General features: G+C 67.6%; 13 protein-coding genes. 5 read left to right on the forward strand and 8 right to left on the reverse strand.

Annotated features, from left to right (window positions below; genetic code table 11):
- Nucleotides 1-5 precede the first annotated feature (5 nt).
- The 6 genes from OG332_RS47165 to OG332_RS47190 form a co-directional block, all read right to left on the reverse strand.
- Nucleotides 6-1,415, reverse strand: coding sequence for a caspase family protein (locus OG332_RS47165; protein ID WP_327419622.1), 1,410 nt, complete (start codon nt 1,413-1,415; stop codon nt 6-8).
- Entirely contained in the window at nt 1,412-1,759 is a 348-nt protein-coding gene (locus OG332_RS47170) for an effector-associated constant component EACC1 (RefSeq protein ID WP_327419623.1), read from the reverse strand. The genes OG332_RS47165 and OG332_RS47170 overlap by 4 nt, the downstream gene beginning before the upstream one ends.
- Before the next feature lie 114 nt (nt 1,760-1,873).
- Nucleotides 1,874-2,167: a hypothetical protein gene (locus OG332_RS47175; RefSeq protein ID WP_327419624.1), complete on the reverse strand. Its 294-nt coding sequence runs from the start codon at nt 2,165-2,167 to the stop codon at nt 1,874-1,876.
- 12 nt (nt 2,168-2,179) lie between these two features.
- Nucleotides 2,180-3,118, reverse strand: coding sequence for a hypothetical protein (locus OG332_RS47180; RefSeq protein ID WP_327419625.1), 939 nt, complete (start codon nt 3,116-3,118; stop codon nt 2,180-2,182).
- Nucleotides 3,115-3,654: a hypothetical protein gene (locus OG332_RS47185; RefSeq protein WP_327419626.1), complete on the reverse strand. Its 540-nt coding sequence runs from the start codon at nt 3,652-3,654 to the stop codon at nt 3,115-3,117. The genes OG332_RS47180 and OG332_RS47185 overlap by 4 nt, the downstream gene beginning before the upstream one ends.
- A gap of 748 nt (nt 3,655-4,402) precedes the next feature.
- Nucleotides 4,403-4,984, reverse strand: coding sequence for a Uma2 family endonuclease (locus tag OG332_RS47190; RefSeq protein ID WP_327419627.1), 582 nt, complete (start codon nt 4,982-4,984; stop codon nt 4,403-4,405).
- Nucleotides 4,985-5,277: 293 nt separating this feature from the next.
- On the opposite strand from OG332_RS47190, the gene OG332_RS47195 reads away from it, so the two are divergent.
- Nucleotides 5,278-6,249 (forward strand): hypothetical protein, encoded by a 972-nt coding sequence (locus tag OG332_RS47195; protein WP_327419628.1) that lies wholly within the window; start codon nt 5,278-5,280, stop codon nt 6,247-6,249.
- A 53-nt stretch (nt 6,250-6,302) separates the two neighbouring features.
- Complete coding sequence (locus OG332_RS47200; protein WP_327419629.1) at nt 6,303-7,220, forward strand: hypothetical protein; 918 nt, start codon at nt 6,303-6,305, stop codon at nt 7,218-7,220.
- A 195-nt stretch (nt 7,221-7,415) separates the two neighbouring features.
- Here OG332_RS47200 and OG332_RS47205 read toward each other — a convergent pair whose 3' ends face one another.
- A complete protein-coding gene (locus tag OG332_RS47205) occupies nt 7,416-7,889 on the reverse strand; it encodes a helix-turn-helix transcriptional regulator (RefSeq protein WP_327419630.1) in 474 nt (157 codons plus the stop codon).
- Between OG332_RS47205 and OG332_RS47210 the strand changes: the two genes are divergently transcribed.
- The 3 genes from OG332_RS47210 to OG332_RS47220 all read left to right on the forward strand — a co-directional run bounded on the left by OG332_RS47210 (nt 7,797) and on the right by OG332_RS47220 (nt 11,309).
- Nucleotides 7,797-8,483, forward strand: coding sequence for an HAD family hydrolase (locus tag OG332_RS47210; protein ID WP_327419631.1), 687 nt, complete (start codon nt 7,797-7,799; stop codon nt 8,481-8,483). The two genes, OG332_RS47205 and OG332_RS47210, sit on opposite strands and share 93 nt — an antisense overlap.
- An 877-nt stretch (nt 8,484-9,360) precedes the next feature.
- Nucleotides 9,361-10,113, forward strand: coding sequence for a ParA family protein (locus OG332_RS47215; RefSeq protein WP_327419632.1), 753 nt, complete (start codon nt 9,361-9,363; stop codon nt 10,111-10,113).
- Complete coding sequence (locus OG332_RS47220; protein WP_327419633.1) at nt 10,113-11,309, forward strand: ParB/RepB/Spo0J family partition protein; 1,197 nt, start codon at nt 10,113-10,115, stop codon at nt 11,307-11,309. The genes OG332_RS47215 and OG332_RS47220 overlap by 1 nt, the downstream gene beginning before the upstream one ends.
- 81 nt (nt 11,310-11,390) lie before the next feature.
- Here the strand turns inward: OG332_RS47220 and OG332_RS47225 are convergent, their stop codons facing one another.
- A complete protein-coding gene (locus OG332_RS47225; protein ID WP_327419634.1) occupies nt 11,391-11,873 on the reverse strand; it encodes a hypothetical protein in 483 nt (160 codons plus the stop codon).
- Nucleotides 11,874-11,893 lie beyond the last annotated feature (20 nt).

Below are 11,893 nucleotides of genomic sequence, written 5' to 3' on the forward strand. Positions count from 1 at the left end.
CTGCTTCATGCCGGAGCCCTGCCCCTGACTGGGGTACCCCCGTCGCCGACCGCTACATTAAGGGGGTTCCAATATTCATGGGCGTCGATACTGATGCAATGCTGTGTCGCCGCAGGGGTGGCCTCCAAGGGCACCTTCCACAAGGCGTCATGCGCATATTCCGATGACGAGTAAGCGTTCAGATCTATCCCCAGGCGATAGGGATTTTCGATTCCCGGATCGTCGTACACCCAGTCGCAGTGATCGACCCACCCCTCTTTCGCGTCGGGGCCTGCGGACCCGTTGGCAGCTCCCCCGAAAATAAACTTCACTTGATCATTCGTAAGTAGGTTGCACGGGCTGGTGGGGGGCCTGACCCGGGCGTCGGGGACGCGCTTCTGCGGACGGAGCAGCCATGATATTCCAGCCGTTATGACGAGCATGACGATAATTAACGTAATTACGACTGCAATCTCCAGGCGGGAGCCCCAGAACCGCGACGGGGTCGATTCCAGGGAATTGGTGGACACTGTCTCCTCGATCGGCGACGAGCACACCGTTTCAGCCGTGGACAGTCCCGCCTGCCCAGGCTCCAAGCCAGCCAGCTCTGCCGACTCGGCCGACGCGTCTGGCGTCAGCGCGATGCCCACCTGCAGCAGGGATTCTGTCTTTATTTGAACGTCTATAGGGTCGCCGGGTATCGGCGTCGTCCAGCGGTTACGGGTCAGCGCGATGTTGTGTCCGCTGTTGCGGGCTCGCTGCTGCGGCACAGGGCGCCCTTTCGCGACCAGTTCCCTGCGCACATGCTGGAACAGTGCGCCCATTTCCAGTGGGTCTGGTGCATCGGGCACTCCTTCGGCCAGCGCCCTCAGCAGTTCGCCCGAGAAGGCTGTGAATTCCTCGCCCTCTGGGGACCAGGCCAGCTTGGTCTCGGACGAAGCAGTCATCACGTACGTGCCCTCGGCGCCAGCTCGATCCGCCACTTCGGCTGATGTGGCCATGTGGCCCTGCAGCGCCATTCCGCTGTAGCAGCAGTCCAATATGACCACGCGGCTAGGAGCCGTGCATGTGTCGACCAGTTCATGGCGGAGCAGGCTGTAGGGAATGCTCCGATACAGCCGCTCGTTGTCGGACTCAGGCAGAGCAAGCAGCAGATCGGCGTCGGGAGACAAGAGTCCGTGGCCTGCGAAGTACACCACAAGACAGTCCGACGCTTGAGCCGCCGCATCGTGAACCGCGTTCAGTACGGCGTCAACGGAGGAAGGATTGTTCAGCACCACACAACGCTCCGGGTCCAGACCCCAGAGGCCAGGCTCCATCAGCAAGGTGGCGAGCTCGCGGACGTTATTTCCCACAGCAGGAAGGTCTGCCAGGTGACGATAGCGGTCGCACCCGATTAAGACCGCACGAGACCTCGCAGGATCGGGAAGGGTCATTGATCGCTCTCGGGCTGCAAGAGGTCTACGATCCGCCGAATCGCTTCCTCCGAACCGTCCGTCACCGTGACCGACAGCTCGCCGACCGTGATCGTGACAGGCGCTGTCGCTCTGCGCCCTTGCCGCCAAGCGGCGTAAGCAACGGCGAAGTTGGCCATGGCGACAGCCTGGCCTATGACCAGTTCGATGATCTCGACGGCGTTCATGGAGCCGTTGGTCTGCGACGGTGGCAGCAGCCGCACCTCGGCATCGCGGCGCAGTTGGTCGTCTTGGCGCAGCCAGCGATACAGATCAGTGACCGCTATGCCGCTATCGCCCGATTCGATGCTGACCTGAACCCGCATCACACCCCCATATTTCGATGATGCCCATAAGATATAGGCGCACGATCAATCCAAGGCTCGTCTTCTGATGCCGCCAGCAAATTCGACGGTGCCCGAGGCGTTCACGCAGCGGCGCTACTGGTTCTCGGGCTGCTGCGAGAGCTTGAACAGGGTGTCGGCGAGCGCCTTCTCGGCGGCTTCCTGTGCCTCGGCCTGCTTGCGCAGGGCCTCCATCAGCTCTTCCGGGGTCTGTGCGCTCATCGTCTTCTTCTTCGTCGGTGAGGTCGGTCCGGTATCCGGAACGGTCTGGTCAGCGGCTGCGGTTGTCAGCCAGGTGGTGACCACGGCGGCGCCGACGCCGATGATGCGGTGGAGCGCGGCGTCCAGCACCGCCGTCTGGATCTGTCGCCTGTCACTCCGCACGGACATTCCGACCCTTCGCTACCAGTACCGCAGGTCCTGGGCCAGCTGCTTGTACCACTCCGCACGCCGCCCCGTACGCCCGGCCGGCTTGTTCCCGAGAGCCACCACGGAGTCCGTGATGCCGTAGGTCAGCCGGTACAGCAGCACCCCGGTCGCCGCCTCCACCCACTTCTGGGTCCTGGCCGCCGGCGGAACCGATCCGAGGACCGTCGCGAACCACACCGGCGGCAGAGCCCGCGCGCTGAACGCGTCACTCAGCCGGCTGCGCAGCGCCAGCATCAGCTTCTGCTCGGCCTTCTCCCCCGCCGCGATCACGCCCTGCTTCTCCGCACGGACCCTCGCATCGGCGGCTAGGGCCCGCTTCGCCTCCGCCGCCGGATCGGCCTGCCGGTCCAGGTCCTGGCTCAACCGCCGCTCCTGCCCCAGAGCCTGCCCGAGCTCCGTCACCGCTGCCGCACGCTCGCGGGCAGTACCGGTACCGACCAGCCTTCCTACCGCGTCGATCACCTCCGCACGATGCTCCTGATGCTGAACGATCGAAGCCCCGAATCTCTGCACCCGCTGGCGATACGCCGACTGCTCGTACTCACTGAGCAGAGCAGCGCGGGCCTCCCAGCCGAGGCTGACCGCCCGGGCCAGCTTCCGCTGCTCAGCGGAGAACGAATCCAGATCAGCGCGCTGAGCCCCGCCCGCGGCCAGCAGCTGTCCCTCCAGGAGCCGTACCTGGCCGACCAGCCGCTTCACCGCCCGATCGGTTTCCCCGACGTGGTCCTGCAGCTCGGTTTCGAGTTCCTCGAGCTTGGTCTCCGCGCTGCTGACATCGCTGCGGATGTCACGGAGCTCGTAGCCGAGATCCTCGGTATCGCCGAACTTCCCGCTGAGGCTGCTCAGGTCGCTATCCAGGGAGTCGATCCTGTGGTCCAGGTCCCGGATCTGGTGGTCGTATTCGCCGGTCACAGGGTCCGTCCCTTGGCTGCCTCGGTGCCGTCCGATGCCACACCGATCACGAACCAGCCGGCCAGGATGGCGATGATGAACCACGCGGACAGCACGCCCAGACTCGCGAGCGCGACCAGCAGGCACAGCGCGTGCAGAGCGGCCGCGACCTTGACCTGGGTCGCGTGCCGGGCGGCGGTGACCTTGATCGCGCAGCCTCCCAGGGTGGCCAGCAGATGCGGAACAAGGACCACCAGCCACCACGCCGTGTCCCCCAGGAGGAACACAGCCGCGATCAAGACGGCGGACACCGCCGCCTCCGCGCGCCACGACCACCGCACGAACCGCTCGCTACGCTCGCGTTTCGGCTCGGCAAGCCGGGCCGGCAACTGGTTCTCGAAGTCGATGAGCCGAGCGGCCTCCGCCACCAGCTGCTCGTACTCCGCATCGAACTCGAGGTCGTCCTGGTCCAGCCGGACCACCCGCGCGTGCCGCTCGCTGAGCGTCCGACGCAAGGCCTGATGTTCTTGGTTCAGCTCGCGCTCCGTATTGCCCACAGCTCCCTCACCCGCGCTGCCCAGCCCGTCCACCACCGTGATCGGAGGTCTCAAATCGGACCGAAATTACCGGCCACCGTCACACCCCGCTGGATCTTCCTGAACAGTGGCCGGATCCGGCCGATCACTGTCCACGAATACGCGTGGGCACCGGACCAGCACTGTTGCGCGAAGGGCTACGCGTCAGCCCGACCACGCGTAGTCCCCTCGAACGCGCCGAGGCGATAGAGCGGGCAGTCGGCCTCCGGCGGCCGCGGCGAAGATGCGTGGCCCGAACAAGCAGGCAGCCCCGGTCACCCAGCAAGCGCCCGCGCGATGAGCCGGCCGTCAACTGCGGTTGCCTGCTTCCGCTCATCCGCGCGATGGCGCTGCGCCGAACCGGTGACGTAGGACCCACGGCCGTCACCATCGTCGCCGTCCTGCAGGAGAGCAGCACAAGCCGTGAGGCATCCCCGGCGGAGCAGGACCTCCTGAACGCCGTGGCCCAGCACTTGGATGAATGGGACAAGAATCCGCACGGTGTAGAGGCCCGGAAGTACGGGACAGGCCCGGGGTATCGCAGCCAGGTCCTCAAGACGACGGACCGGCCGACCGTGCTCTCAGTCCGCGGAGGCCCCTTGATCTCCACCAGGCACCCGCTCGGGCCACCGACCAGGCCAGCGAGGACAGCAACAACTGAGGACCGAGTGCTGCCGATGAAAGCTGCTCCAGTGCTGCCGTTTCCAATGGAAACGGCAGCGGCCTGCCTCTAGCCTCGCCGTTTGGGCTGGGTGAGCCCGGCCGGGTCGATCTCGAAGGGGAACGGCGCCTCGACACGGGTCGTGGCACCGGGGAGGGCGATCGTCTTCTCGACGTACCGGCCTTCGGCGAGCTCGTTGACGATCAGGCGCGGGGCCGGATCGAACTCGAGTCGCCAGTAGTGCTCGATGCCCGCCTCGGCGTACAGCATGGGCTTGAACTTGCGGTCCATGGTTTTGTTGCCGGGCGAGACCAGCTCGACGATCAGCTGCACCGCTTCGGCGTCGATGCTGACGCCGTCCTCGGCGGTCGCGCCGGCGTCGGCGACGACGATGTCCGGCACGACCAGCCCGGACGGCAGGATCACGTTGATTGCCTCCAGCACCTCCACCGGAGCGCCGACGGCCTGGGCCGCCGCGTCGATCGCAACGTGGAGACGGAAGGACGCCCGCTGGTGACGCAGGCCGGGAGCGGGGGACATCACGAGCGACTCACCAACAAGTTCGTAGCGGTGCGAACGGTCTTCGGCCAGGGCCAGGACCGCGTCGACGGTCCAGGGCCCGTGGTGCTGGGCAAGGCTGGCAATGCTCATGTCCCCTTCACCTCCTCATCGTCTACTTCACCAGTGTGGACCAGGCGCAGGGCTCTCGTCCGCAGTCCCGTGGGAAGACGTAGGCCAGGGCCGCTTCCTCCCGTGTCACGTTGTCCGCCTCAGCTGCGGGATGACCCGGGTGGTACCGGCACCCTCCGCGCGGGCCCCGGCGCAGAGCAGCGGGCCCGGGGCCTCGGCCTCCCCATCCGGGGAAGGGCCGGAAAACGCCGTGTCGGTTGAGCCGCTTATGGGGAGATACGAGCGGTCGTAACGGAACGTAGTCAAGGAGTCGCGTGAAGTGGACACAGGCGTTCGATGAAGCGATGGGGCAACTGAGGGAGACACGCAAACAGCTGGAGCGCCTGGACGACCCGACCGTGGGTCTCCCAGCGTTGCACGGCGAACTCTCCCAGGCCCGCATGAAGATCCAGGAACTCGTACAGAACGGCGTCACCGGTCTACGCGAGGAAAATCGGGAGCTGCGCCGCCGCCAGGACAAGATGATCGCCGACCTCCAGGAGGGCCGGGAGGAAGCACGGGAGGAGATACAGCAGCTACGCGCGCTCGCCGACCTCCTTCGCGGCTTCGCCGAAGCCCCGGCTGCCGTCCCGCAGCAGCCAGACCCACGACAGACTGGCGCAGCCGAGGCCAGCCAGAACGGCGAGGAGGACACCGCCGAACCGCCCAAGTGGCAGACCGCGCGCGAACGTGAGGACCAGGGGGAGAACATGGAGCAAACCAAGGGCCAGGATCTAAGGAAGCCGACCGGCAACGAGGTGGCGGAGGACGGTCTGAAAGCCGCCATCGAGGCCGCCTACCGCGGCACGGGCACCAAAAACGCACCTGCGCCCGCCATCTCCGGGCAGACCTCCGCATCGCAGCCCGAGGACCCGAAGGTCGCACACGGCGTCCTGCTGCTGAAGGCCGCCGGCGTAGCCTCTGCCGAACTCGTCCTGCACCGCGACACCTGGGAGTTCCTCTCCGCTCTGGCCGTCGACCACGGCCACTTCCGTACCCCGCCCGCCGTGGAGGACGTCAAAGAGGGCCGCATCCAGGCCGCCCTCTCGGGACGCTCCCTCATCGCCGTGCTGATCGAACTCTGGAACACCCGGACCACAGCCACCGTCCTGGAAGCCGACTGGGCACTCGCCACCACCGCCTACAACCGGATTGCCGCCGAACTCGCCGGCGCCACCGGCTCCGGGGAGACCATCCGCATCACCCTGGACGACGGACTCGGACACACCGGTATCGCCGAGGACTGACGCCCGGGAGAAGGCCCTCGCTGACGGGCCTTCCAACATCCTCCGGCGCCCGCTTGACGTTCGGGAACCTGGCCGAACGGGCGGGCCTCACCGTGAAACAGGCCGCGGCCCTGGCTACCAACCTGGTTTCCAAGGACGCGGCCCGTCTCCCACCCGAGGTAGGACCCGCCATGTTCGAGGCCCCCGCCCCCGCCACCGTGGACCGGATGCTGGCCGCCCAGCGGAACGCCGCCGACCAGTTCGGCCTGCGCGCCACCGGCCGCCGGGTGTGGGGGTACCGGGGCCGGACCCTGTCGTCGGCCGCCGGCCCGCACTGGCTCCGCGTGGTCTGCGCCGCGGCCGGCACCGAGGGCGGCACCCTGTGGAACGGCCCGTCCACCTCCCGCACCCTCCCCGCGTCGGTGCCGCGCCCCGACCTGTTCCGCATCCGGGACTGGACCACCGAGGGCTACGCCTACCGCGCCGAGCTGTACGGCTTCGCCCCGGACCCGATCGTCTCCCCGCGCCCCGTCCTCGATGAGGATCCCGGCCTTCCCGAGGTGTGGTGGAAGGAGATGACGGCGGCCTTGGGCGCCCTTGCTAGCGTCCCGCCGCCGGCGGCCCGCGAGGCCGTACGGGAGGAGTACCTGCGCCGCGTCATCCCCGAGTTCACCGGCCACCAGGTCGAGGACGTCACCTGGTCCACCGCCCACGGCGACCTCTCTCAGCAGATGGGTGGGCGCGCCCCCTCCGTGAGGAGCGGGCGCACACAGGACCGGCACCACCACGGCCCTCAGGCCAGTGGTGGGGGGATTCGTCCTCTCGTCTCGGTTCTGGTGAACCGCAGAGCCCCTGTCACAGGGCCCCGCGGTTCGTGGGCAGGACGTCGGCCGTTGTCAGCGACCGGGGTCTCGCTAGGTGGTGGCCCTTGTCAAAGGGGCCGACCCGCTTGTCAAAGGCGGGGTAGTGCTAGTGGAGAAGTGGCTCGATGAGCCGAAGCTCGGAACCGGGTCTCAAGCCGGGACCGAGCAGCCGATCCGGGGTGTCAAGCCCGGTCGGAGAGAAGGGCCGCGCGAGGCCGAGTGGATTGTCAGTCCGCTCTTCTGGCGCGCGGCCGGTGGCGTCACGTCACCCCGACCCCCTCGAAACCGAAGGCGGAGTCGGCGTGCCCGAAACCGAGCACGAGGTCAGTGCTCACCTGGCGCCTCCTCTACGGCAGCCGGGTGGTCTTGGGCCAGCTGACGAAGGAAACTGGCGTACTTCAGACGATTGTTGCGGTGGGGCTGGGTGAGCCCTGCCTCCCACCGTGCGACGGCGACACGCTGGACACCGATGGCCTCAGCGACTTCCGCCTGAGTGAGGCCCCCGGCGACGCGAAGCTGCTGTCGCACGCGAGGAGGGGGAAGCGTGTCGGCATCCACCAAGGCATCGATTCGACGCATCGGATCCGGCATTCCAGCCTCCATCTCAGGCAGCGTATCGTGAAAAGATACACCACGTGATCTAGATTCGGGATGCGCTGTTGCCGCGAACTGGCTTCTGCAGCTGGCCCGGTAGGGTCCGTGCTCATGCCCCGCCTCGCACTCTTCGATCTGGACGGCACGCTGGCCGACCGGCAGTCGGCACTCAGCGACGCCGTGACCCGCCTGCGCCGCACCCATGCCCTTACTGCGGGCGCGGAGCAATGGCTGCGCACTGAACTGGCCGACCGAGCGAATGTCGCCGACTTCGCCCGACTGCGAGCGACCTTCGCCCTGGAGGTGTCCGCGGCGCAGCTGTGGCAGGAGTACGTCGGACTTATGGCGGCTGCCAGCTCCTGCCGTCCCGAAGTCCTCGAGGGCCTGGCCCATCTGCGAGCGTCCGGGTGGACGGTCGGCATCGTCACCAACGGTGCCAGCGACATCCAGCGCGCGAAACTCACAGCGACTGGCCTCGCTGACCTGGTCGACGGCGTCGCGGTCTCGGGCGACCTGGAGATCCGTAAGCCGGAGCCGAAGGTCAGCCTCACGAAGAAGCCCAAGCCCGGCACCACCGGGGCCGGTACGGCTCCGAAGGTGAACCTGCGCAAGAAGGCCCGCGACGCCGACCGCCTCAACACCGAACTGGCAGGCCGCGCCGCCCTCGTCATCCCCGGCTTCACCGTCACCGCGCAGAACGCCGCGTTCGACGTCAGCGACCACGAGAGCTACACCGACCCGCACGGCGCCGACGTCACCGCGCTCCTCGCCGCCGCCGTCGCGGGGGTGAGCGAGTGACCACCACCGACCTGTACGAGATCGCGACCAGCGAGGGCGACGACGGCACCCCGCACCCCGTCGAACAGATATGGACTCCCTGCGCCGACGACGCAGCCGACAGCGGGTTCATCGCCCACCGCGACCTCCGCATCACCGGGATCGACAACCCCACCGACGACCACCTCTACCCGTCGCGTTCCTCGCGCTCGGACACCAGCGGTGGACCGACGTCATCGAGGCCGCCGCCGCGTACATGGCCCGGACCCACGGCTGGCGGAACCTTCACCTCTACCCCGGCGACGACCCCTCCGTACTCATCCCCCTCATTCCCCGCGCGGTCCACACCCACGGCGTCTTCTTACGGCACCCGCACCCGGACCACGGCTGCGGATGCGAGTGGGACGACACCTGGCGCATGGTCTGGACACCCGAAACCGAACCCGGGGCTGTGCCGGTAACCGCCCTGTGGCACCCCGCCGCACAGGCGACCGCCGCCGGCATCCCTAACCCTGACCATGGCGCGCCCGCGACCTGGGCGGCCTGACATGAAGGCCCGACTCCTCCGTGATCACCTGCGGGGGAGCCGGGCCTTCATGTGTTTCACGACGAGTCGGGCCCCTGCCGGAGCGCGCGAAAGACGGGATGAGCATCCCGACTTGCTGCGCATTCGAAGAGGTCACCTTGGGACGGCGAGCCCCGCATGTTTTACGGCCGTAAAACTCGCCGAGCGCGACCGCCCCCTGGGGCAGTCAGGCCGTCGCCCACCGCACGAGGTTTTACGGCCGTAAAACCACGGCGCTCCGCACGCCCTGATGGATGCTCTCTGATCATCTGAGAGGATGCTTCCCGTCCATCCGAAGTACCGGGTTCCCGGGAAGTAGTCGGAGAGAAGTACATGCCCTACATCACCGTGCTCTTGAACCGTAAGGGCGGGGTCGGCAAGTCACTCTTGTCGGTCAACCTCGCTGCGGTCTACGCAGACATCCTCGGCTGCGATGGCGCCGAGACCGCAGCTGGCCCGTCCGTAGCGGTCGTCTCAATAGACCCCCAGGGCACCAGCATCGAACATGCCGAGAAGGTGAGGAAGGCCGGCAGGCCCGTCCCCTTCCGCGTGGTCGATGCCAGCCAGAGCCTCGAGAAGCTGCGCCGTCTGCGCAGCGCCAAGGCCGACATCATCATCGTCGACACCCCCGGCTTCATGCCGCTGAAGGCAGAGGACGAAGAGGACGAGTCCATCGATCCTCTCGGTGACGGAACCACCGGAGACTCGCTCCGGGCGGTCCTCGATGTCGCCGACGACGTCATCGTCCCCCTTGAAGCAGAGGGATCCGCCTTCACCCCGACCAGGGTCACCGTGGAGCGCGTCCTCATTCCCCGCCAGATCCCCTATGGGGTCGTCGTCAACAACTGGGACCCCCGAGACGGCACCGCAGACCGCGACCGCACCATCAGCCTCGCTCAGCGCAGAGGCTGGGAGCTGTTCAACGCCACCGTCCGTCACTACAAGCCGCACACCCGCGGCATCACCAACGGGCGGTTCTGCACCCAGTACGAGTCCAACCACATCGCCACCAAGGCCAAGCAGGACTTCGTGTCCCTCGCCCTGGAACACCAGCTCCGCCGCCAGAAGTACACAGGAGGCCGGTGATGGCCAAGCACGATGAGTTCGACGACTTCTTCGGCGACGAAGATGACACCCCAGTCGTCGACACCCGAGCCGACGGCCGCCTGCTCCGCGTCCCCCTCCGCCGGCTTGCCCCCAACCTGGTCAATCCGCGTATCGACTTCGGGACCGAAGCCGAGCTGATCGACCTCGGCAAGAGCCTGCTGCGCCGCCAGATCCAGGCATGCCCCGCCGTCAGCCGCAGCGCCTACCTGAAACTGTGGTCCGACCACGCGGAGCGGATCGGTGACGTCGACTACGTCCTCGTCACCGGTGAGCGCCGATACCGTGGAGCCACGGCCGCCGGCAGCCCCACCTTGAACTGTGTTGTCGACGACGGCTTGGCCAAAGACCGCAAGACGTTCATGGAGGCCGTGGTCTCCGAAAACGTCGACCGGCAGAACTTCAACCCCATAGAAGAGGCATACGCAGTCCAATCCCTGGTTGCCGAGTTCGGCTCCAACCGCGCTGTAGCCCAGCACTTCGAACGGGTCGACGGCTGGGTCACCCAGCGCATACTCCTCACCCACCTGGCCCCCGAAGCCCAAGACCTGGTCCGGACGAAAGCCATGCCGCTCGACGCCGCGCGGTCGCTGGGCAAGCTGGCCAGAGACAACGCCTGGGACGGCCCGAAGCAGCTCTCATGGTGGGAAGACGAGCAGAAGCAGCGGGCGACCACATCTGCCGAACGATCGGCAGCCAAGAAGGCCAGCAAGGCGTCTGCCATTCCCAAGCCGCTGACCGGCGTGAAGCCTGCCGGGACCGAGCAGGAGGCCGATCAGTTTTACGGCCGTAAAACTGTCTCGACTGGTACCGCCCCAGGCGTACCTCAAGTAGCGGCGCAGCCAGCACCCATCAACTCAGGCGGTGAGGGAGCGGGACCCCGAGCATCGGACGAATCGACGCACCAGAACCGCGTACCTGACCCCCGGCCCGCTGGGCACGAAGTTGCGACTGCGGGGGTGACATCAGACGGCCCATGGCACAGCGGCGCTGCGTTGATGGACGCCGCCGTCGAGCGCCTTTCCCCGTCTGAACGCAGCAAGTTCATCCTCCGCTACTTCCAGGTCAGCAGTGGGGTCGACGCGGTCATCGAGGACATGAGGGGCACGCTGACCGTCGAGGATCGAAGCTCACTCGCCGTCATCCTGGAGCAGATCGCAAACGGACTCCTCAGATAGCTCCAGGGGCCGACCAAGGGCCTGCGTGGTATCCGCGAACGCTCCTAGGAACCGGCTGCGCAGCGCGCAACACGGAGGCCCTCAGGGTGAGGCTGACGGTGACCCGTCCGGAGGCGAGGACCCGGGCGTACGTTCCAGGCCCGCAGGCGGCCAGGGCCACCGCGAGTGAGGCCGCGGCCGTCTCGGCCGGCCCTGCACCCCAGCGGGTTCGTCCTCGGCTGCGGGTGCCTGGCGAGGGAGTCCGAGGCGGGCGGCGAGGAGCACGGCGAGGGCCTGGGCGGCAGCCGCGTTCAGCGTGACGGTCACCAGGGCGGCCCCGAACTGGTGGACACGGTGCCGGGTCAGACCACGGGCAGTGGGCGCCTGGCGCAGCGCCGCACTCGCTCCGGCCGCCGCTCTGCCACCGGCGGCGTCGCCCGGCTTGGTTCCGGCCCCGGCCTGTTCGGCGCGCTCCACGACGGCGGCCGCCGCCACAGGCACGACCGCGAGGATCTCCGCGCACTCAGGGTCGAGCTGGGCGAGCGCACCGGCCAGGATCCCGAGGGCGGCGGCCACGTCCTCCACCGCGCCCACGCTCCACCGCG

The sequence above is a fragment of the Streptomyces sp. NBC_01233 genome (assembly GCF_035989305.1).
GTDB lineage: Bacteria > Actinomycetota > Actinomycetes > Streptomycetales > Streptomycetaceae > Streptomyces.

Excerpts from the sequence above, each read along its gene's own strand:
- OG332_RS47165 (WP_327419622.1), bottom strand. The coding sequence starts at position 1,415 with ATGACCCTTCCCGATCCTGCGAGGTCTCGTGCGGTCTTAATCGGGTGC.
- OG332_RS47170 (WP_327419623.1), bottom strand. The coding sequence starts at position 1,759 with ATGCGGGTTCAGGTCAGCATCGAATCGGGCGATAGCGGCATAGCGGTC.
- OG332_RS47175 (WP_327419624.1), bottom strand. The coding sequence starts at position 2,167 with ATGTCCGTGCGGAGTGACAGGCGACAGATCCAGACGGCGGTGCTGGAC.
- OG332_RS47190 (WP_327419627.1), bottom strand. The coding sequence starts at position 4,984 with ATGAGCATTGCCAGCCTTGCCCAGCACCACGGGCCCTGGACCGTCGAC.
- OG332_RS47210 (WP_327419631.1), top strand. The coding sequence starts at position 7,797 with ATGCCCCGCCTCGCACTCTTCGATCTGGACGGCACGCTGGCCGACCGG.
- OG332_RS47205 (WP_327419630.1), bottom strand. The coding sequence starts at position 7,889 with ATGGGTGCGGCGCAGGCGGGTCACGGCGTCGCTGAGTGCCGACTGCCG.
- OG332_RS47215 (WP_327419632.1), top strand. The coding sequence starts at position 9,361 with ATGCCCTACATCACCGTGCTCTTGAACCGTAAGGGCGGGGTCGGCAAG.
- OG332_RS47220 (WP_327419633.1), top strand. The coding sequence starts at position 10,113 with ATGGCCAAGCACGATGAGTTCGACGACTTCTTCGGCGACGAAGATGAC.